The sequence below is a fragment of the Variovorax sp. PAMC26660 genome, assembly GCF_014302995.1.
Taxonomy (GTDB): Bacteria; Pseudomonadota; Gammaproteobacteria; order Burkholderiales; family Burkholderiaceae_C; genus Variovorax.
The window spans coordinates 5,371,934-5,391,426 of the sequence record NZ_CP060295.1 but is presented as its reverse complement, the minus strand read 5'-3'; the positions used below and the strand labels follow the sequence as shown (position 1 = coordinate 5,391,426).

Genomic DNA, 19,493 nt, shown 5'->3' with positions numbered 1-19,493 from the left:
GGCACTCAGGTCGTTGGCGAAGCCGATATCGTAGGGTTACCAACCGCTCACTCGGGAGTGTCGAGCAGCAGCTCGGTGAAACGCTGCTGCACGTACAGGGCCGTTGCGCCCAGCGAGCGGCCTTGCAGCCAGAGCATGCGCACGGACAGCCGGGGCAGTGCCAGCGAGGGGCAAGGCACTTCCTGCAAGGCCTTGCGAAAGCCCTCGTAACGCGCGATGTTGACGGGCAGCACGGCCCAGCCGAGGTTGTCGGCCACCATCTCGGCCGTGCTGTAGAAACTGTCGGATCGCCAGACCTTGGGGCTGTAGGCCACCTCGTGAACATCGTCAGCGTGCATCAGCAGTTGCCGATGGCGCACCAGGTCCTTGCGGCGGACCGTGCGGCCGTCGGCCAACGGATGGTCGCTCGCCACGAACACGCCCTGCGGCACGCTGCCGATGTGTCGCAGGTCGAAGCTGGGCCGCACGGGGCCGCGGTCGAAATGGAACGCGACGCTGGCGCGCTCCTGCTCCACGTAGTCGGCCACTTCGGTGGCCGTGCCATTGAGCACGGTGAGTTCGAGGCTGGGGAACTTCGCCGAGATCTCGCGCATGAGCGTGCCGATGGCCGTGTACGGCAAGGCCTCGTCGAAAGCCAGGGACAGCGCGGCCTCGTTCCCCGCGTTCAACGACCGAGCGCGCTGGTCCAGTTGCTCTGCCTGACGCAGCAGTTCGCGCGCTTCGAGCAAAAGCACCCGCCCCGCTTCGGACAGCTGCGCATTCCTGCGCGAGCGGTCGAAGAGCGCCACGCCCAGGTCGACCTCCAGCAAGCCGATGGCGGTGCTGACGGCCGACTGCGCCTTGCCCAGATGGCGCGCGGCCGCCGAGAACGAGCCGCAGTCGGCGGTCGTCACGAATTGGCGGAGTTGATCGACGGTCCATTCCATGGGTTCTATCCATCTGTTTTATGGATGGATTTCATCTTTATTCATTCATTTTAATGGCGCAATATGCACCCATGACGATTTCTCGTACCCACACAGCACCGTTCGAGTTGAGCTGGTGCAACGATCCCTCCCAGGCCGAGGCCATTGCTGCTTTGTTCCTGCGACAGCTCGGCGCTCACTACATCTCGCACTCCGAACTGCAGGAGCAGCGCGCCGTGGCCATCGGCGAATGGCGCCCCGACCTTCCACAGGTCTTGCTGGCCCAGGTGCGTCATGCCCTGGCTCAACCGCTGGCGACGTCGACCACGCTGGTCGCAATTGCGCGCACCGGCGATTCGCTGGCCGGCATCGCGCTGGTGTCGATCGACGAAGCCAAGATCGCGTCCCGCACCTTTGCCACCCTCGACGACCTCGTCGTCGATTCGCGATTCCAGGGCACGGGTTTGGGCACGCAGATGTTCGACTGGCTTTGCACCGAACTGCAGCAGCGCGGCAGCGCGCGGCTTTTTCTCGAAAGCGGCATCGGCAATGAAGATGCGCATCGCTTCTTCAAGGCGCGCGGATGCACGCCCGTCTCCGTCACGATGCTCAAGGAACTGAAGGCCTGAGACATGACACACACCGCAAAGAAATGGATCACGCTGGTGATCGTCTCGATGGCGCTGCTGCTGATCGTGGTCGACATGACCGTGCTCTACACCGCGCTGCCTACGCTCACGCACGACCTCGGCGCATCGGCTTCCGCGAAGCTCTGGATCATCAACGCGTACACCGTCGTCGTCTCCGGCCTGCTGCTGGGCATGGGGGCGCTGGGTGACCGCGTGGGCTACAGGCGCATGTTCATCGCGGGGCTGGCCGTCTTCGGCGTGGCGTCGCTGTGCGCGGCCTATGCGCCGACCTCGGGCGCCCTCATTGCGGCGCGCGCATTGCTGGGCGTGGGCGCCTCGATGATGATGCCGGCCACGCTGGCCATCATCCGGCTGACCTTCACCGACGACCGCGAACGCGCCGTTGCCATCGGCGTGTGGGCATCGGTGGCATCCGGCGGGGCCGCGCTCGGGCCGGTGGTCGGCGGCATCTTGCTGGAATATTTCTGGTGGGGCTCGGTCTTTCTCATCAATGTGCCGGTGGTGATCCTCGCGTTGGTGCTGGGCTTGTGGCTGCTCCCGCGCCAACGCCCGACCGGCAACCGGCCGTGGGACTTCATCGGTTCGGTGCAGGTACTGGCAGCGCTGGTGTGCCTGGTGCTGACGATCAAGGAATTTGCCAAGGTCGCACCGTCGGGCACCACGGCCATAGTGATCGGGACGCTGGCCGCTGTTGCCATGTTCTTTTTCGTGCGGCGCCAGCGGCGCAGCGCAGCACCTTTGATCGACTTCCGCCTGTTTCGCAATCCGTACTTCTCGGGCGGCGTGATTGCGGCCGTCGTGGCGTCTGTCGCATTGATCGGCGTCGAACTTGTCTTCAGCCAGCGGCTGCAGCTGGTGACCGGCCTGACACCGCTGCAGGCGGGCTTGACGATCCTGCCCCTTCCGTTGGCCGCCTTCGTGGCAGGCCCGGTCGCGGGGTTGATGCTGGCACGCATGGGTTCGCGCCGCATCATCCTGCTGGGCCTGCTTACCACAGCGCTGGCGCTGTGCGGACTGGCACTGTTCGCGGATGCGCATGGCATGCGCAAGCTGGCCGTTCTGGTTCTTCTGGGGCTGGGCGTCGGTGCGACCATCACGGCCGCCTCCAACGCGATCATGAACAACGCGCCGCTGGCGCATGCGGGCATGGCCGCGTCGATCGAGGAGGTCTCGTACGAACTGGGTGGCGTGCTGGGCGTGGCCCTGCTGGGCAGCGTGCTCTCGTCGAGCTACACAGCCGCACTGGCCATTCCCGAAGGCCTGGCCGTTCCCGCGTCTGCCGGTGACGGCATCGACGCCGCGCTGCTCGCCGCCGAGACGCTGCCAGCGCAAGTGGCGTCGCAACTCGTCTCGCTCGCGCACGCGGCGTTCGACCAAGCGTTCTTTGCGGTGCTGGCCGTGGCCGTGCTGATCGTCGTCGCGGCCGCAGGCTCGGTCGCGGCCCTGGGCTGGTGGGCCAAGCAGCGGCCCTCGCAAGCCGAGGGGTGCGCGTCTTAGGCGTTTCCTGAGGGTCGGTTGCCGAGGACGGGATCCGCGGTCATGACAGCGAGCAGGCCGCCATCAACGAGAAGTTTGCACCGCAGTTAATCAAATAGGCCTAGCGCGCAACCGCCAGTTACAGGGCGAGCGGCCAGTCAGTCAACCGACGCGCAGGGCGCACGTTGGTTGCAACATGCACGTCTTTCCGTGCGAACCTTGAGGTGCAACCTTGAAAAAAGCTCTGATTCTGTTGGCCACCGGTACTGTCTTCGCCGCATCCGTCTTCGCGCAGAAACCTCCCGCTCCTGCTGCTGCAGCAGCGACCCCTGCGCCGACGACGCAAACGGCTCCCGCGGCTCCAGCAGCACCAGCCGCCGCTCCCGCGGCAAAGGCGGCAACGACGACTGCAGCAGCGGCAGCGCCTGCGGCAGGTGCCACGGCGGGTCAGGTCTGGGTCAATGGCAAGGTCTATCACTGCGCAAACGACAAGTACTTCGGCAAGACCAAGCACGGTTCGTACATGTCCGAAGCCGACGCAAAGGCAAAGGGCGCGCATGTGGCGCACGGCAAGGCCTGCTGATATCTAGCCCTTCCGTCTGCTCGCAAAGAAGCCCTCCTCGTGAGGGCTTTCTTGCGCTGGAGGTGCCTACGCCACGCGCCCCAGTTCAAGGCCAGCTTCTTCGCTCGCTTCGCGCGGAAGCTCTGCCAGGAACGTCGCCACGATGATCGTCGCGGCACGGTCAAATTCGATGACCTCACGCACGCTCAGATGCAGTGGGGCCGTCTTGCCTGTAGGCCCAAGCGGTCGACGCAGTTCCAGCAAAACCTCGGCCGCCAGATCTCGGTCAGTGCGCGGCCGACCATCTGATTGCATCACCCATCGATCGAGCTGGTCGTATGGAATACGGCGGAAGATGCCGAAGACCGGGACGTATTGATGACGATCTTCGTCCAGCCGGATTGGAATGTTGAAGCGGCACAGAAACGCGCTCGCCTCCGGCAAGACTTCACTCATCGCTCCCATCGCATCACCTGATCTTTCGTTGTGAAAAGAGTATGCGGCGGTGAGCCGTGTATTCAGAGTAGGCCGTCGCCGACATCACGACTGGCGGCAAAAAACTCATCGTTTTCGACGCCCTAAGCGAGGACTAGTTCACGCTCGCAAGCATTGCGCGCAGAGCCCGCCACCTCGCCAACAGGCAACGGCTGCGCGCTGCAACTACTGCAATGACGTAGCAGTCCGAGTGCGCCGTAACTCGCGCCTTCCCAGGCGAGTGAACTCGGTCACCGTGGCCGCTGGTGGCTCGGTCGTCGCAGAGCGGCTCGAAGGCAGGATCGCCTTCACATGGCCGTCCTGCACCAGAGCCTGAACAGCGGCAACACCGCTTGTTCCTGCGACGGTGGCGGGAAGCGATTGACCGGCAAGATATCGAAGTAGTGAGTGGCGCATTTTTCTGACCTGCATCGCAACAGGTACATCGAGGGATTTGCGACGATCGCCAACCTCGAGGAACCGCAGTCAAGAGCGGGTGCAAGAGCTTCCTCTACCAACGCCAACAGATCGTCGAGGTCAGTATCGTTCGCCAACCTTAGGTTTGACTGAAGGAGTACCCACCTGCGCGCGCACTACGTCACGCTTCGCCGCCCGTATCCGTCGTGGTGTCTTATGTGCAACACGATGCATGGCACAACCGAGGTGCGATCAGTCATGACAGCCGTCCCTGATCGAACCCGTTGACTCACCCGCTTCGGCAGGCGCTTTTTTTGGCCCCGAATCACGCAACCCAATCTGATTGCGGATGGGCTGGACTGCGAGCATAGATTTTTATGAGGCTCCCCTCATCAATCGGAGGAGAAAGAAGAATGGCATTGGTAGTCGACCTGAGATACAGAAAGCTCAAACTGGCGATCGGTAAGGCCAGATCAGAATTGGCAAATTTTCGGGCGGCGCAGCCAACAGAAACTCATCGGATCAACGCCCTTCAACACATCTCCGATGCACTTTCGCTTGTGAATACATTGCTCAAGGAGCATCGCGACAAGAAGGTCTGAGCGTCGAGTTCCAACAGGTTGCTCACGGTTGAAGCGTTCCGGGTTACTCGATCAGTTCGATTCTCGTGTCGCGTCTTCCAACAACCGCTCAATGCTGCGCCAACTCCGATCAAGGCATTGCCTCGGCCACCTGGGCGACACACAGTGCATTGCGAGAAAGCGATGAGCTATGCCGCCCCAATGAGGCGCATCGTGCGAACGTGCGCGGAGGTTGCATCTGATCCGGTTCGCAGCGAATGCGTCCACGCACATCTGTCATGGACCCGGGTGATTCCGCGCGCGTGCCATGCTGGCGGAGCGAAGTGGACGTTCAGTCGTCCGTTTCGGTATCTGACTCGTCTTCGTCCGCATCTTCTTCAGCGCGGCGAACCGTCACAAAATTTGATGCATCTTCCACGAATGCCATGAGCTTTTCGTCGGGCGCCATCCCGCGAACTTCAGTCTGAGGGCCGTCGCCATTTTTGTAATCGACTTGGACCAGCGCAAAACAGGCCAAGGGTTCTTCCATCTCGCCTTCTTCACCTCCATCGTAAACAGCGACCCACCCATCAGCGGGCATGATTTGCAGGATCTTCACTTCTTCCATCGATACACTCCAGGCTCAAGAAATTGCGTTGTGCCTTGCAGCATATCCCATGAAAACAGGCCTCGAAGTGCTCTCGCTTGGACTGTGACCAACATAGGTCGAGGGGCACACCCTCCACGACAAGCGCGCCAAGGCAGCTTCGGATTCTGATTTCGACGTGTCTGCTCTCGAGCTGCTGCACCCCGAAGACGTGAAAGTCACGAAGCGCGTCTATCGCCGCAAGGTGCTCACGGGAACACCTTTGCAGTCCGCAATTAAGGGCGTGGTGCCAGAGCCTACGACGCGGCCAGATCCACTGGCTCCCGCGACTTGGGCGACGTCGGCGAAGCGTACTTCGAAGTGCGGCCGATCTGAAGTGGCCGCGACCGAAAATCTAAGCATGAGCCAAGAAGATTTCTTTCCCGAGCAGTCCACGATCCTCCGCACGCCCTCCTGGCTCGGCAGAGGAGTTACCGAAGAGAGCGAGCTGCCGCTGTCCCTAGGCGACTACAAGGTCACGCCGGGCGCCCCGGGCGAGTGGTGGACGGTCACCTCGTTGAAGGCGGGCGAGGTGGTCTATGGCGGCGTGGGCCCGGTCGAGATCCTCCGCAAGCGGGCGTCTACCTGATGTCCGTTGAAGCGAGATGCGAGTACGCGCATCGGACGCTTGCCGAGGGAACAGTGGCAATCCATTGAAGGAGTGGTAGCGGCGCCCGGCGAGCTCGGCTGCCGGCGCGACTGTCAGAGGTTGTTCTTCTTCAGCAGCTCACGGAAAACTGCATTCCCGGCGTCGTCGAGATCCTTCAGGGAGTTCTTACGACAGTACTCGTCGACGAAAAGGAAAATCGAGGCGTTGTCGGTTCCCTTCAGGCCATCCTTGCCAAGCCCGGAAGCCAGGCCGGAAAGGTATGCCACCATCCAGACCTGATCCGATCCTGCGGCTGCATTTTTGGCTTGCCGGCTGCTTACCCAGGCGCCGCACGAGGTTGCACCGCGGATCTCGATGGCCATGGTCGATGAGCAGCAAAGAATCAAAAGTGCCGCAGTAAGTTTATTCATCCGTCTCTCTCCAGTCAGGCAGGCTCCAGATTGTCGCCGCGGCAGGCCTGAAGGCGCAGCAGCTGGGCGTGATCGTGGCCGCCGACAGCACCGAGGTCACGCTTACCAGTGGCTAGGACGCCTCCGGGGCTGCCCGCGTTTCGCGAGTCCCTCGATCACGAACCCACCGTGTCCCGCTGGATTTGAGCGCCTCAATCAGTTGTATTCGACTCTTGGAAGCGCCCGAAGATGTCAGGACGCAATGAAGGGCCCCGTCGCGATAGATATGGGCGCTGCCAGTCAGATTGCCCTCGCTCGAAACCCGTTCGATTTGAAACTTGAATTCCCATCCGTCGTAGAAATAGCTACCTACGCTCGAATCCGGTGCCATGGTTGCACTCCCCAGTGAATGGCGGTCTTAACTCCCTGTGGTGGAAGATAGGGAAAATTCAAAGACCCTTGCGTCGGCGCAATTCGCATCCCTCTTGTAATCCTCAATCTGATCTGTTCGCCCGCGTGAAACTACAGCTGACCGCCCTGCTCTTGGCCCTGCCCTTGCTCGCTGCGGCCGAGCCGCGCGACTGCTTGGTGGTGGGCGTCAGCGACGGCGACACCATCACCGTGTGCTTGCCCTCGTTCAAGTCGTAGCAGTCGTGCAACCCTTCAGAACACACGCCGAACGCCGATAAGAAGATTGCCCGGACATCGGGTGCCTTCTTTTCGATTGGAGTGTGGAGTGATCGTCAACCTGACCACTGTCAACCCGCTGGTGACGCCCGGCGCAACGCCCCCATGGCGCGCAACCAGCCCGGTGGCTCTCGCGGATGCTGCGGCGTCGCAAGTGACGCCCGCGTCCGCCGTGTCGGTGAGCCTCGGGCAGACCGCCGCATCGGCCGACGTGCAGACCTACCTGATGCCCAGTCGCGCGATCGCAACCACGGCATGGCAGCAGCGCCCGGACGACGCGATCTCGTCGTTGATGGCCGGCAACATCGTCTACTCCTCGCTCTCGACGCGGCTCAAGCCTCAAGGATGAGCCCTTTAAGTTTCAGGGTGAAAACTTGCCCGGAACCCCGGTCGATTTCTCCCATGGCGACGTGAATGCAACTGCATTCGAGCCCGCACCCGGATCGCTCGAAGCGTTTGTTCAGGGCGTTCATCGTGGTGGAGGGCAGGCCTATACGGAATACCGAGGTGATGCCTCGATCCGAGAAAAGCTCGCGCTCAACTTGGCAGATTTCTCCGGCAAATCTGTCTCAGCCGCTGAAGAACTCATCATCACCCCGGGCACGCAAAGCGCTCTGTTCCTCGCTATCGCGAGCACGGTGACAGCTGGCGACAAGGTCGCGATCGTTCAGCCCGACTACTTTGCCAATCGCAAGTTGGTCGAGTTCATGGGAGCGGAAATGATCCCCGTGAAGCTTGACTATCTGAATGGTTCAGCTAATGCAGGGCTGGACTTGAATGAGCTGGAATCGGCGTTCAAGAAAGACGCGAAGGTCTTCCTTTTCTCGAACCCGAACAACCCAACGGGTGCTGTCTATTCACGAAGCGAAATCGGACAAATCGCGCAGCTTGCGGATAGATTCGGCGCAACAATCATCGTCGATCAGCTCTACTCCCGGTTGCTCTATGAGGGCCAGTCGTACGTTCACCTGCGCAGCACCTTAGCGGACGAAGCTAACGTCGTAACCATCATGGGCCCGTCCAAAACGGAATCGTTGAGTGGTTATCGCCTGGGTGTGGCATTTGGAAGCGCGCGCATCGTCCAGCGCATGGAGAAGCTCCAAGCCATCGTTTCGTTGCGCGCTCCCGGCTACTGCCAAGCGGTCATGCGGACTTGGTTCTCCGAGCCGGCGGGATGGCTAGCAGACCGCATCAACAAGCATCAGGCCATTCGGGACGAACTGCTGGCGGTGTTCCGCGGCATCGAAGGAGTTGCGGTTCGCACACCGCAGGCAGGCAGTTAGCCGGGTGGTTGACTTGATGCTTCCGAGCATGGTCGACTACGATTTCTGGCTGGCGAAAGGTAGCCAGACGAGGATGCCTCTGGCTGTACAGGTCGAAGTGATGCGCCAGATTACTATCGTGACTGGCGGCCGGGTGCATGCCTTTGTGCCGTTCGACCCACTGCGCCAAGTCGCGTTCGAACTCGGAAAGACTTCCAGCGACTCCTTTTCCCTCGTCACCGACGCTATCCAGACCAAAGGGTGTGTGGGGGTAAAGCTGTATCCACCAATGGGATTTGCGGCTTTTGGAAACAAGGATTTGAAGACGAAGGATGGCAGTCCTTTTTGGAAACGGTCTTGGCTTCCGAGCTGGACTGCAAGCCCGGACCTTGGGCAGAAGCTGGATGACGCCATGGCAATGATGCTCCGGTGGTGTGAGCAGCATGAAGTCCCGGTGATGGCTCACACCAACGTGTCCAACGGTGTGATCGACGAGTTCGAGGCGTTGGCCGGCTCCAAGTACTGGGCTCAAGCGCTCTCCGCCTTCCCCAGGCTGAGGGTTAGCTTCGGTCACTTTGGTGATACATCACTTGTCGAGGATGGCTTGGAACGAGCTCGGGGCTTTACGGCACTCATGGCCCAGGACAGGACAGCGGCTGGGGCGAACGCGTTTGCCGACGCTGGATACTTCGTTGAAGTCCTCAAGAAACAGCCGGAACTGCTGAAGAATCTTCGCCAACTCTACGAAGACCCGTTGCCTCCAGGCCGCGCTCCGTTGGCCGCTCGGTTCATGTATGGAACGGATTGGGAGATGACCTTGACGGAAGGGGGCATTAACGAATACCTGGCCGATTTCGTGAGTCTATTCGATGGACTCGAGGCCAGGCCGGTCATTCATCAACAGCAAGTCGTCGACCTCTCCGGTCGCTTCTTCGGGGGGAACGCGGCCGATTGGGCGGGCCTACGCAAGGGTGAGGCTACCCGCAACCGTCTGGAGGCGTTCTACAGCGCGCACGGCGTATCGATGCCTGATTGGTCTGCCAAGTTGGACTGAACCGACGCGAGGGGATGCGGATAAAAACTTGGACTGGTTTTATGCCGTAAGCCCAAGACTCTCTCGGTATTCGATGGGACTGAGAGAGCCCAGAGAAATCTTGATCCGCTGTTCGTTGTACCAACGGATGTAGGGGTCCACGGCTTGCATGAACTGCTCGATGGTTGTGGATTGCCAGTTGCGAGGTTAGAACAGCTCGGTTTTCAACCGGCTAAAGAAGCGTTCGCACGCCGCATTATCAGGCGAGCATCCCTTGCGGGACATCGAGCGAATGAGCTTCGCCTCACCGATCCTCGATAGCCAGCCGGGCGAGCGATAGTGAGCGCCACGGTCAGAGTGAACGACGGGCCGGTCGTTAGTGTCGGCCACCGTCTCGATGGTTGCATCCTGCATCGTGTTGGCGAGCTCAGCGCCTAAGGATCGACTCCCTCCTCCTCGCCGCTCGCTTACTTGCGAGCACCTGCAGGGGATCACGCTTACTTACGGCTGACAAACGAGGGAGCCAAAGCTTTCGGCTTGACGCGCGGGCATCCAGCACAATGATCACCTTGGCAGTTGCGCGCAGCGCCACAAGCACTAAATACGCGAATTACTAAGGCGCTGCTGCCGGGATCTTCAACTATTCGGACCGCCAAGGTACAAGCTCGTCGATGGCAGCCAAAGGGCATTGCATCGGTCGCCCTTGCCAGGGCCGCATGTCGGTCTTTAATCAGGTTCGACATGTCTGGGAATCGCCAAGCCATGCTTTTCTGCCGCGTCCCGCAGGCAAGTACGCTAACGTCAGATTGACTGTTGCGATTCAGACGCAACGCGGGGAACTCTTCGCTCGCCATAGAAAGCTTTCGCACAAATCGTTACGATCCTGATCGGCGCGGGGCCTGTTGCCCGGCGAGACAGCGGACGGAAGAAAACTAGGCATGCCAACTCCATATTTCAGAAACGAGCACTTCGAACTCCTCGAGCGGTGGCGCGGGACGGAATACGACAACGCGGACGCCGCCCATCAGTTGGCATATGCTGAGTTGTGCCAAGCTTACGACGTCACGAAAAGGTGGGCAGTAGCGCTGCAGAAGCAGTTGTTTCCCAATGGATGGTGCAAGACGGTGCGTAAACCCACCGATCAGTGGAAAGGTCAGTTCCTTCATTACAACTGGGGAAGAATTTATCCCTCAGGCAATGCGCCCCTCGGGTTGGCGTACACAGTAGGGATCGAGGCAGAAGGTGGATTTGTCGTCAAGATCGATGTCGTTGACAGCAAGATCAAAGACCGCAGCGTGAGGAAGGCATACGAGGACATTCGCGGCCCGTTCCATTCATCACGCATCGTCGCGATTAAGCCTATTGCTGAGGGGCTTTCGCTCGATTTTGACAAACTGGTTGCCTGGAGTGCGGAAGCCGTCAAAGGCTTTTCTCTTAGCTACGAAGCTCTTGCTGAGAAGCTGAAACTCTCCGCAGTCGACGAGACAAACTCGCTACTTCGACACTTCCAAAGTCATCCTGACTTCGTAGAACGGCAGCCGCTGTGGCCAGCAGCAACTACAGCGCTGTTCATACGAGTAGCGCAGGCTGTCAATGAACTTGGCTTGGATTGGTGGTTCACGAAAACAACGAACAGCCAATTGCGTTTCGGACGCAGGGAGAAGAATGCTGCCAAAGGTTCGCCGCTCGGCTCGCTGTTTCTGCAACAGACAGGTATTCGTGCAAGATGGGACGCGTTCGCTGGCTTGGATGTGCTGGAGCCAACGCCACTGAGCCACGAAATAGTCCAACTATTGGAAGAATCTGACAAAGATGCCGAGCCCTGGCCCGCGAGATTGATACCAAGCACAGATCGCGAAGGTTACTGGCCTGATGACTATGTGATCGAAGGAGACGAGGATGTCGAGGGCGATGTAAGCGTCATGGGCCCACCTAGAAATATTATCTATTACGGCCCCCCTGGCACCGGGAAGACATTCCAGCTGCAGGCTCTTCTCGCTTCTGAGTACACCGATGGGGACATTCAGAAGCGATACACGTTTGTCACCTTTCACCAGTCGTACGGGTACGAAGAATTCGTCGAAGGGTTGCGCCCGGTCATTTCCGTGTCTGACGACGCCGCTCCGGCTGCGGATGCAGAGTCACCAAGCCCGGCGACCGGCGAAATACGCTATGAGATCAAACGTGGCGCCTTCCTGAGATTGTGTGAGCTGGCCCGCACCAGGCCCTCAGAGCGATTCGCGATCGTTATCGACGAGATCAACCGGGGAAATATCAGCAAGATCTTTGGCGAGCTGATCACACTGCTCGAAGTGGATAAGCGTGAAGGCGCCCTTCACGCTGCGCAAGTGATGCTGCCCTACTCCGGGACCATTTTTAGCGTGCCCTCGAACGTGGATGTGATCGGCACGATGAATACTGCAGACCGGTCATTAGCGCTCATGGACACAGCACTGCGCAGGCGCTTTGAGTTCATCGAATCGATGCCCAATCCCAGGGTCCTTGCTGACGTGCTTGTTGCCCACAAGGGGACCGATATCAGCATCGAGCAGATGCTGATCATGCTCAACAGGCGCATCGAAGCGCTCTACGACCGCGAGCATACGGTCGGGCATGCCTATTTCACCGCGCTCGCCGACTCGCCCGTAGAACAGCGTTTTTATGCCCTCAAGGCCGTATTCAAGAACCGGATCATTCCGCTCCTTGAAGAATACTTCTTTGAGGACTGGCAGAAGATCCGCCTGGTGCTGGGCGATAACCAGAAATCCAAGGCAGAACGGCATCTACAGTTTGTTCACGAGGTTAGTCAGGAAACAGACTTGCTCCAGCTGTTCGGGCGTGAACACGACCTGGAACAGTACGCGACCCGTCCGCGATTCCAGTTGAATCCGGACGCCCTCGATCATCCGGAAGCCTATGTCGGGATCTATGCCGCCAAACGTGCGGCGGCCACCACGAACGAATGAACACACTGACGATCTTCGAGTTCGACAGGATCGTTGAGCTGAACGCAGAGGCTCGAGAGCCTGCGGTGCCATCTCGCGTTTTCAGTTGGCTGGAGACGATGTCCAGGGGAACCAGCAACGAAACGGCGCCTTGGCTGAAACCAAGCAGCGTCGGCGGACGACCAGCGATTCAAGTCACGAGCTACGTCGGTGTGCTTCAGGCGCCGTGCGGTTTTCAGATCGAGGTGCTGCCCAAAACTGGCCGCCATACATCCGCGGGCGAGTCACGGGCGTTGTTCGTCGAGATGCTTAAATGCTTGTGGGGCTTCCGGCACATCAAACCAGTCAACGCCGATCTACTCACTGGCCGCATGCCGCTGCTGGAGTTCTTTATCCAGCAGTTCCTTCAGGCTGTCAGCCATCTGGTAAAGCGCGGGATGCGCAGTGACTATGTCACGCGTGAAGGCAATCTTTTTTCGTTGCGCGGCAAGCTCCTGGTTGCACGACAGATCTCGCAAAATCTAATCCGGCGGGATCGTTTCTACTCCGAGTACGATGAGTTCTCACCCGACCGGCCAGAAAATCGTGTGGTCCGTGCAGCGCTGCATAGGGTACTTGGCATATGCCGCTCTCACGAGAACCAACGCCTCGCACGCGAGCTTGATTTTGCCTTTGCCGAAGTGCAGTTGCCTGCAGATCCTCTCTCCGATCTACAGCGCGTCAGGCTAGACAGAGCCACAAGCCACTACGAACACGCTTTGGACTGGGCCCGGCTTATTTTGCAAGGCCGGAGCCCTCTCTCGTCATTCGGCAAACATCATGCGCAGTCGCTGCTATTCCCAATGGAGGCCCTTTTCGAGGCGTATGTGAGGAAGTATTTGGAGCGCCAGCTCCAAGATGGCCTCGCACTGAAGGGACAAGCGAGCAACCTGCATCTGGTCTCCCACCAGAAGCAGCGTTGGTTTCGCATGAAGCCCGACTTATTGATCAATGATGACGCGAAAACGCATCTGGTCCTCGATACGAAGTGGAAGCTCCTGGATTCGGCGAAGAACGGTAGTCGGGAGAAATATCAACTCAGCCAAGCCGACTTCTACCAGCTTTTTGCCTATGGCCATCACTATCTTGATGGCGATGGCGACGTTGTATTGATCTACCCAAAGACAGATGCGTTTCTCCAACCGCTGCCTGTCTTCGACTTTCCCAAAGCCCACACCTTGAGGCTGTGGGTGCTTCCGTTTTGCCTCATGACCAGAAGCCTCTCAGTATCCGAGCCTTTGAAGCGATTTTTGCGCCCCATCCCCAATGCTGTTTGACCTTTTGCGGTTTAGCTGGTCAAGATTGCGTCGGCACTAACAAATCAGCCACGCGCCAGCGATCGCTGCGATAGTGCCCAGGGCCTGAACCCAAGAGGCCCAGTCACTTTTGCCGAGTTCGAAGTTGAGGCCAAGCGCCCGGTGCCTGCCGCAGACAAGCTCCAACTCATCCGCCGGATCCGGGCGCATCAGCCTGGACCGCAAGTCCGACACCTAAGCGGACGGCACCGCGAAACACATGTTTGGCGACCAGGCGCCCGACTTCTGCGAATAGTGCAACCACGACCAGTCGCACAAGATCATTGCGGCCCTTGGCACCCAACAGCGTAGGGATGGGGCAGCAGGCTGGCTGTGGCGGTCAGTTCAGCCTGCTCGACGACACGGTGCCACCGCGCCAGGTCGAATACGTCGACGCCTTGCCGAAAACCGCACGGACGTTGGTCGACGTGATTGGCATCGACGCCACCGTCGACCTGCTCAAGATGTTCGGCGGTGACGAGATCAAAATTCCCGAGGTGGTCAACGGCGCCTCGCGCACTTGGGCTGTGCTGGTCGAATGCGTCGGACGCGCAGTGGCCGTCCAACTCGTCGGCCGCGTCAGTGTGCATGTTGCGAAATGCGAGGCGGCATTGAAGGCTCACCGCAACCGCGACATCATCCAGAGCTACGACGCTGGAGCTCAGAAGCCCCCAGCAGGCCCGCTTTTCATTAGGGCGGCCCGCTTCTTCCGCCCACTTTCAGTATCTCCCGGTCAGTTAAGGGGTGTGCGTTCATTCACAGCACCTCCATGCATATCAATGGATGTGCGCAATTTGGGGCACCAGTAGGGCATGGGCTTCAGAAATGACGAAGGGGTTAGCAACTACTACGCTGCTAACCCCTGTCAATACTGGTCGGTGTGAAAGGATTCGAACCTTCGACCCCTTGCACCCCATGCAAGTGCGCTACCAGGCTGCGCCACACACCGAAGCTCTCGATTATAGCGGGCGAAATTCAGTGTCCGACGGTCAGCAGCTCACGAATTTCAAAGAGTTCACGCCGAAGATGCAGCAACTGCGACAGGTCGGCCGTGCGCGGCGCGATCTGTTCGGGACTGTCCTGCACGGCAGCATCGAATTCTTCCTGGTCGATCTCGATCGCCTCCATGCCTTCGAGCGGTACCTCGCCAGCCTTGCGACGGTCGCGCTCGCCTTGCACAAGTTCTTGCAACTTGTTGCGCGCGCCGCTGATCGTGAAGCCTTGGTCGTAGAGCAGGTCACGGATGCGCCGGATCATGAGCACTTCATGGTGCTGGTAGTAGCGACGGTTGCCGCGCCGCTTCATCGGGCGCAGTTGCGTGAACTCCTGTTCCCAGTAGCGCAACACGTGCGGCTTGACGCCACAGAGTTCGCCGACCTCACCAATGGTGAAGTAGCGTTTGACAGGAATCGGTGGGAGCGTTTTCTCCATTGAAATCAAGACGGTGCGCAGGAAACCTCAGAGATTACTCTACGCAACCGCGCAGCACCAAGCACTATTCGGCGCCCAGGCTCCACTCGACTTCGGAAGAGCTTCCCTGGTCGATGCTGCCGTGGATCTGCTCCTTGAGTTTCGCGCTCGCATGGAAGGTCGCAACACGGCGCTCGCCGATGGGGATAGCTTCGCCGGTGCGCGGGTTGCGACCTGGCCGAGGGGCCTTCACGCGGATCTGGAAGTTGCCGAAGCCCGAGATTTTGACGTCATCGCCTTCGATCAGGCTGCCAGCCACAAGCTCGAAAAAAGCTTCGACCATGTCCTTGGACTCACGCTTGTTCAGTCCGATCTGCTCGAACAGCAGATCGGCCAGGTGCGCCTTCGTGAGCGCCGGCGTTTCGAGGGCTTCGAGCGTGAATTCGGCAGCGTTCATCTTCATCCTCTCAAGCGGCCGCCGAGCTTGGCGCCCAATTGTTCGACGATTGCACGGACAGCGGGCTCGACCTGTTCGTCGGTCAACGTCGCGCTGTCGTCCTGGAAGCTCAGGCGAACCGCCATGCTCTTCTCGCCCTGCGCCAGTGCGCCGGTTGCAGCCACGGCACCATCGCGCAGCGGCTGCGGACGGTAGATGTCGAACAACGCAGCATCACGCAGCAGACCTTGGGCAGCCGACGCGGCGTGGATGGTCTGCATCAGCGCATCGTGCGAAACAGACTCGGCCACGACGACCGCGATGTCGCGCTCGACCGCCTGGTGCTTCGGCACCGGCTGCGCCACCGGCACAGGACGCGCCATGACCGCATCGAGGTCGAGTTCAAACAGCACTGGCGCATGGGCAAAGTCCCACTTCTGGCGCCAGCGCGGGTGCAGTTCGCCGACGAAGCCAATGGCCTTGCCGTCGACCATCACGCGCGCCGAGCGGCCCGGATGCAACGCAGGATGTTCAGCCGCCTCGAAGATCGGCACCAGGGGTGCGAGCAAGGCTTCAACGTCGCCCTTGACGTCGTAGAAATCGACGCGTGGCGCCTTGCCATACCAGTGCGATTCGTCAGCGTCGCCCCAGGCAAGCCCTGCCACGCGCATCGGCTGATTGACGCCGCGCACAGTGCTGTCGGTGGTGACAACGCTGTCGTCACGCATGAACACACGGCCCAGTTCGAACACGCGCACACGTGGCGCCTTGCGGTCGAGATTGAACTTGAGCACCTGCAGCAACGAGCCCAGGAGCGACGAGCGCATCACGCTCATCTGACTGGCAATGGGATTCAGCAGCTTGACCGGGTTGGCGTTGCCCGCAAGGTCTTGCTCCCAGTGCGCTTCCACAAAGCTGAAGTTGATCGTTTCCTGATAGCCCAGCGCCGCGACGCTGCGACGCACCGCAAAGCGGCTGCGTTGCGATTCGGTCCGCACACGGGCCGTGATGGGCGCAAGCGGTGCAGTGGTCGGCAGGTTGTTGAAGCCGATCAGGCGTGCGACTTCTTCGATCAGGTCTTCTTCGATCAGCAGGTCGAAACGGTGCGGCGGCGGTGCAACCGTCAAGGTGCCTTCGCCTTCCGTGATGGCAAAGCCGAGGCGATTCAACGCATCGGCGCATTGCACCTGCGTCAGCGGCATGCCGATCACGCGCGCGGCTCGTGCCACACGCAGCGTGACGGGCGCGGCCTCGGGCACATTCAGCTTCTGGTCGTCCATCGCGCCGGCTTGGCCGCCGCAGATTTCGATGATCAGCTGCGTGATGCGCTCGATGATTTGCACCGTCCGGCTCGGGTCCACGCCACGCTCGTAGCGGTGACCCGCGTCGGTCGAGAAGTTGAAGCGACGCGAACGGCCCTGCACGGCCTCGGGCCACCAGAACGCAGCCTCGACGTAGATGTTGTGCGTGTCGTCGGACACGGAGGTCGCGTCGCCGCCCATGATGCCGGCCAGCGATTCGACCTCGCGGTCGTCGGCGATCACGCCGACCTTGTCGTCGACGGTGATGGTGGTGCCATTGAGCAGCTTGAGCTGTTCGCCCGCCTTGCCCCAGCGCACCGTGAGGCCGCCATGGATCTTGTCGAGGTCGAAGATGTGGCTGGGCTGGCCGTACTCGAACATCACGTAGTTCGAGATGTCGACCAGCGGCGTCACGCTGCGCTGGCCGCAGCGCGCAAGGCGCTCAACCATCCAGGCGGGCGTGGCGACCTTGGTGTCCACGCCGCGGACGATGCGGCCCGAAAAGCGGCCGCAGAGTTCGGGCGCTTCGACCTTGACGGGGAGCACGTCGCTGAACGATGTGGCAACAGACGCGATCGCCGGGGTCTTGAGCGGCGCGCCGGTGAGCGCGGCCAATTCGCGCGCAACACCGTAGACGCTGAGGCCGTGCGCCAGGTTGGGCGTGAGCTTGAGGGTGAGCAGCGCATCGTCGAGCTTGAGCACATCGCGCACGTCGGCGCCAATGGGCGCATCGGCGTCGAGTTCGAGCAGACCGCCGTGGTCTTCACTCAGCTTAAGTTCGCGCGCCGAGCACAGCATGCCCTGGCTTTCGACGCCGCGCAGCTTGCCGAGCTTGATGAGGAAGGGCTTGCCGTCCTCGCCCGGTGGCAGTTCAGCGCCAACCAGCGCGCAAGGCACCTTGATGCCGACGCGCGCATTGGGTGCGCCGCACACGATGTTGAGCAAGGCGCCCTGCCCCACATCGACCTGGCACACGCGCAGGCGATCGGCATTCGGGTGCTGCTCGGCTTCCTTGATTTCGCCGACCACGATGCGCGTGAAAGGCGGCGCCACCGGTCGGCGCTCTTCAACCTCGAAGCCGCCCATGGTGAGCGTTTCGGCCAGTGTGGCGCTGTCGAGGGGCGGGTTGCAGAACTCGCGCAGCCAGGATTCCGGGAATTGCATCTCTTCGATCTCGATCTGTTTTTCTGGTGTGGAAAGGGCGTGTCAGCGAATCACTGGAACTGCGAGAGAAAACGCAGGTCGCCGTCGAAGAAGAGGCGCAGGTCATTCACGCCATAGCGCAGCATCGTGAGCCGGTCGGGGCCCATACCGAAAGCAAAGCCGATATAGCGCTCGGGGTCGAGGCCCATGTTGCGCACCACGTTCGGATGGACCTGGCCGGCACCGGACACTTCGAGCCAGCGGCCGGCCAGCGGGCCGCTCGCGAACTGGATGTCGATCTCTGCGCTCGGTTCGGTGAACGGGAAGAAGCTCGGGCGGAAGCGCAGCACGAGGTCGTCGCGCTCGAAGAAAGTGCGGCAGAAGTCGGTGAAGACGACCTTCAGGTCCTTGAAGCTCACGTTCTCGCCGAGCCACAGGCCTTCGCACTGATGGAACATGGGCGAGTGGGTGGCGTCGCTGTCGACGCGGTAAGTGCGGCCGGGTGCGATCACGCGGATTTCGGGCGCCTTGACCGTACCGGAGGTATCGGCAGCAGCAGCGGCGAACTCGGCCGCGTACTTCTTGATGTGCTGATGCGCGTATCGCACCTGCATCGGGCTGGTGTGCGGACGCAGGTTGTAGGGAATGCCGTCGTCACCATTGAGGTCGACGTAGAAGGTGTCCTGCATCGAACGCGCAGGATGGTTCGGCGGGTTGTTGAGCGAGGTGAAGCTGTGCCAGTCGCTCTCGATCTCGGGGCCGTCGGCCACGTCGAAGCCCATGCTCGAGAAGATCTCCTCGATGCGTTCCAAGGTGCGGCTCACGGGGTGCAAGCCACCGGAGACGTGGCGGCGACCGGGCAGGCTCACGTCGAGGGCTTCAGCGCGCAGTTGCAGCGAAAGCTCTTCGTCGGCCAGCTGCTGGCGGCGCTCGGTGAGTGCGGACTCGATGGCCTGCTTGGCCACGTTGATCGCAGCGCCGCGGGACTTCTTCTCTTCGACACTCAGCGCGGCCATGCCCTTCATCAGCTCCGTGATGCGGCCCGACTTGCCGAGGAACTGGGCCTTGGCGTTTTCAAGCTCGGCGGGCGTTTTCGCCTCAGCGAAGGCGGCGCGTGCGGTGTCGACAAGGGAGTCCAACTCGTTCATAGCAACAAAAATCTTCGAGGGGGAAATAAAAAAGAGCTGGAGCCTTTTCAAGCGCCAGCCCTTGAGCCGTGGGCGCAGGAAGCTGCCCGAAGGCAGCACCCCTGC

General features: G+C 60.6%; 19 protein-coding genes, 1 tRNA gene and 2 pseudogenes. 12 read left to right on the top strand and 10 right to left on the bottom strand.

Features of this window, described 5'->3' with window-relative positions; all coding sequences use genetic code 11:
• Positions 1-47: 47 nt before the first annotated feature.
• A complete protein-coding gene (locus H7F35_RS25445; RefSeq protein ID WP_187109328.1) occupies positions 48-926 on the bottom strand; it encodes a LysR family transcriptional regulator in 879 nt (292 codons plus the stop codon).
• Positions 927-997: 71 nt separating this feature from the next.
• Here H7F35_RS25445 and H7F35_RS25440 point away from each other — a divergent pair, with 71 nt between their 5' ends.
• The 3 genes and pseudogenes from H7F35_RS25440 to H7F35_RS25430 form a co-directional block, all read left to right on the top strand.
• Positions 998-1,534, top strand: coding sequence for a GNAT family N-acetyltransferase (locus tag H7F35_RS25440; protein WP_187109327.1), 537 nt, complete (start codon positions 998-1,000; stop codon positions 1,532-1,534).
• Positions 1,535-1,537: 3 nt separating this feature from the next.
• The gene (locus tag H7F35_RS25435; RefSeq protein ID WP_187109326.1) at positions 1,538-3,052 is read left to right on the top strand and encodes an MFS transporter; all 1,515 of its coding nucleotides are present in this window, start codon (positions 1,538-1,540) and stop codon (positions 3,050-3,052) included.
• Between the two features lie 289 nt (positions 3,053-3,341).
• Positions 3,342-3,614 (top strand): annotated as a pseudogene (locus tag H7F35_RS25430) (hypothetical protein); the annotation flags it as partial.
• 66 nt (positions 3,615-3,680) lie between these two features.
• Here the strand turns inward: H7F35_RS25430 and H7F35_RS25425 are convergent.
• A complete protein-coding gene (locus H7F35_RS25425) occupies positions 3,681-4,049 on the bottom strand; it encodes a hypothetical protein (RefSeq protein WP_261803343.1) in 369 nt (122 codons plus the stop codon).
• A gap of 848 nt (positions 4,050-4,897) precedes the next feature.
• On the opposite strand from H7F35_RS25425, the gene H7F35_RS25420 reads away from it, so the two are divergent.
• Complete coding sequence (locus tag H7F35_RS25420; protein WP_187109323.1) at positions 4,898-5,086, top strand: hypothetical protein; 189 nt, start codon at positions 4,898-4,900, stop codon at positions 5,084-5,086.
• 310 nt (positions 5,087-5,396) lie between these two features.
• On the opposite strand, the gene H7F35_RS25415 is transcribed toward H7F35_RS25420, so the two are convergent.
• A complete protein-coding gene (locus H7F35_RS25415; protein ID WP_187109322.1) occupies positions 5,397-5,672 on the bottom strand; it encodes a hypothetical protein in 276 nt (91 codons plus the stop codon).
• 379 nt (positions 5,673-6,051) lie between these two features.
• Between H7F35_RS25415 and H7F35_RS25410 the strand changes: the two genes are divergently transcribed.
• Positions 6,052-6,279: a hypothetical protein gene (locus H7F35_RS25410; protein ID WP_187109321.1), complete on the top strand. Its 228-nt coding sequence runs from the start codon at positions 6,052-6,054 to the stop codon at positions 6,277-6,279.
• A gap of 113 nt (positions 6,280-6,392) precedes the next feature.
• On the opposite strand, the gene H7F35_RS25405 is transcribed toward H7F35_RS25410, so the two are convergent.
• Positions 6,393-6,710, bottom strand: coding sequence for a hypothetical protein (locus H7F35_RS25405; protein ID WP_187109320.1), 318 nt, complete (start codon positions 6,708-6,710; stop codon positions 6,393-6,395).
• Between the two features lie 495 nt (positions 6,711-7,205).
• On the opposite strand from H7F35_RS25405, the gene H7F35_RS25400 reads away from it, so the two are divergent.
• From H7F35_RS25400 to H7F35_RS25385, 4 genes are all read left to right on the top strand, one after another.
• On the top strand, positions 7,206-7,337 hold the full coding sequence (locus H7F35_RS25400) for a hypothetical protein (RefSeq protein ID WP_261803342.1): 132 nt from the start codon (positions 7,206-7,208) through the stop codon (positions 7,335-7,337).
• Between the two features lie 88 nt (positions 7,338-7,425).
• On the top strand, positions 7,426-7,725 hold the full coding sequence (locus H7F35_RS25395) for a hypothetical protein (protein ID WP_187109319.1): 300 nt from the start codon (positions 7,426-7,428) through the stop codon (positions 7,723-7,725).
• Positions 7,726-7,750: 25 nt separating this feature from the next.
• Positions 7,751-8,659 carry a pyridoxal phosphate-dependent aminotransferase gene (locus H7F35_RS25390; protein ID WP_261803341.1) on the top strand — a complete coding sequence of 303 codons (909 nt, stop codon included), beginning with the start codon at positions 7,751-7,753 and terminating at the stop codon, positions 8,657-8,659.
• Between the two features lie 28 nt (positions 8,660-8,687).
• Positions 8,688-9,692: a hypothetical protein gene (locus H7F35_RS25385; protein WP_187109318.1), complete on the top strand. Its 1,005-nt coding sequence runs from the start codon at positions 8,688-8,690 to the stop codon at positions 9,690-9,692.
• A 39-nt stretch (positions 9,693-9,731) separates the two neighbouring features.
• Here H7F35_RS25385 and H7F35_RS25380 read toward each other — a convergent pair.
• A pseudogene (locus H7F35_RS25380) lies at positions 9,732-10,103 on the bottom strand (transposase); the annotation flags it as partial.
• Positions 10,104-10,609: 506 nt separating this feature from the next.
• Between H7F35_RS25380 and H7F35_RS25375 the strand changes: the two are divergent.
• The 3 genes from H7F35_RS25375 (at position 10,610) to H7F35_RS25365 (ending at position 14,759) form a co-directional block, all read left to right on the top strand.
• Positions 10,610-12,637 carry an McrB family protein gene (locus H7F35_RS25375; protein ID WP_187109317.1) on the top strand — a complete coding sequence of 676 codons (2,028 nt, stop codon included), beginning with the start codon at positions 10,610-10,612 and terminating at the stop codon, positions 12,635-12,637.
• Positions 12,634-13,932, top strand: a complete 1,299-nt coding sequence (locus H7F35_RS25370; RefSeq protein WP_187109316.1) for an McrC family protein — start codon at positions 12,634-12,636, stop codon at positions 13,930-13,932. Before H7F35_RS25375 ends, H7F35_RS25370 begins: the two co-directional genes overlap by 4 nt.
• 311 nt (positions 13,933-14,243) lie before the next feature.
• Entirely contained in the window at positions 14,244-14,759 is a 516-nt protein-coding gene (locus H7F35_RS25365) for a hypothetical protein (RefSeq protein ID WP_187109315.1), read from the top strand.
• A 63-nt stretch (positions 14,760-14,822) separates the two neighbouring features.
• Here the strand turns inward: H7F35_RS25365 and H7F35_RS25360 are convergent.
• The 5 genes from H7F35_RS25360 to pheS all read right to left on the bottom strand — a co-directional run bounded on the left by H7F35_RS25360 (position 14,823) and on the right by pheS (position 19,388).
• Positions 14,823-14,899 (bottom strand) — tRNA-Pro (locus tag H7F35_RS25360).
• A gap of 26 nt (positions 14,900-14,925) precedes the next feature.
• Positions 14,926-15,381 carry a MerR family transcriptional regulator gene (locus H7F35_RS25355; protein WP_187114406.1) on the bottom strand — a complete coding sequence of 152 codons (456 nt, stop codon included), beginning with the start codon at positions 15,379-15,381 and terminating at the stop codon, positions 14,926-14,928.
• Between the two features lie 64 nt (positions 15,382-15,445).
• Positions 15,446-15,817 (bottom strand): integration host factor subunit alpha, encoded by a 372-nt coding sequence (locus H7F35_RS25350; protein ID WP_187109314.1) that lies wholly within the window; start codon positions 15,815-15,817, stop codon positions 15,446-15,448.
• A 2-nt stretch (positions 15,818-15,819) separates the two neighbouring features.
• Positions 15,820-18,261, bottom strand: a complete 2,442-nt coding sequence (pheT, locus tag H7F35_RS25345; protein ID WP_187109313.1) for a phenylalanine--tRNA ligase subunit beta — start codon at positions 18,259-18,261, stop codon at positions 15,820-15,822.
• 50 nt (positions 18,262-18,311) lie between these two features.
• Entirely contained in the window at positions 18,312-19,388 is a 1,077-nt protein-coding gene (pheS, locus tag H7F35_RS25340) for a phenylalanine--tRNA ligase subunit alpha (protein WP_187109312.1), read from the bottom strand.
• Positions 19,389-19,493: the final 105 nt, after the last annotated feature.

Excerpts from the sequence above, each read along its gene's own strand:
- H7F35_RS25385 (WP_187109318.1), top strand. The coding sequence starts at position 8,688 with ATGGTCGACTACGATTTCTGGCTGGCGAAAGGTAGCCAGACGAGGATG.
- H7F35_RS25350 (WP_187109314.1), bottom strand. The coding sequence starts at position 15,817 with ATGAACGCTGCCGAATTCACGCTCGAAGCCCTCGAAACGCCGGCGCTC.
- H7F35_RS25410 (WP_187109321.1), top strand. The coding sequence starts at position 6,052 with ATGAGCCAAGAAGATTTCTTTCCCGAGCAGTCCACGATCCTCCGCACG.
- pheS (WP_187109312.1), bottom strand. The coding sequence starts at position 19,388 with ATGAACGAGTTGGACTCCCTTGTCGACACCGCACGCGCCGCCTTCGCT.
- H7F35_RS25435 (WP_187109326.1), top strand. The coding sequence starts at position 1,538 with ATGACACACACCGCAAAGAAATGGATCACGCTGGTGATCGTCTCGATG.
- H7F35_RS25445 (WP_187109328.1), bottom strand. The coding sequence starts at position 926 with ATGGAATGGACCGTCGATCAACTCCGCCAATTCGTGACGACCGCCGAC.
- H7F35_RS25420 (WP_187109323.1), top strand. The coding sequence starts at position 4,898 with ATGGCATTGGTAGTCGACCTGAGATACAGAAAGCTCAAACTGGCGATC.
- H7F35_RS25415 (WP_187109322.1), bottom strand. The coding sequence starts at position 5,672 with ATGGAAGAAGTGAAGATCCTGCAAATCATGCCCGCTGATGGGTGGGTC.
- H7F35_RS25425 (WP_261803343.1), bottom strand. The coding sequence starts at position 4,049 with ATGAGTGAAGTCTTGCCGGAGGCGAGCGCGTTTCTGTGCCGCTTCAAC.
- H7F35_RS25370 (WP_187109316.1), top strand. The coding sequence starts at position 12,634 with ATGAACACACTGACGATCTTCGAGTTCGACAGGATCGTTGAGCTGAAC.
- H7F35_RS25440 (WP_187109327.1), top strand. The coding sequence starts at position 998 with ATGACGATTTCTCGTACCCACACAGCACCGTTCGAGTTGAGCTGGTGC.
- H7F35_RS25355 (WP_187114406.1), bottom strand. The coding sequence starts at position 15,381 with ATGGAGAAAACGCTCCCACCGATTCCTGTCAAACGCTACTTCACCATT.
- H7F35_RS25375 (WP_187109317.1), top strand. The coding sequence starts at position 10,610 with ATGCCAACTCCATATTTCAGAAACGAGCACTTCGAACTCCTCGAGCGG.
- pheT (WP_187109313.1), bottom strand. The coding sequence starts at position 18,261 with ATGCAATTCCCGGAATCCTGGCTGCGCGAGTTCTGCAACCCGCCCCTC.
- H7F35_RS25405 (WP_187109320.1), bottom strand. The coding sequence starts at position 6,710 with ATGAATAAACTTACTGCGGCACTTTTGATTCTTTGCTGCTCATCGACC.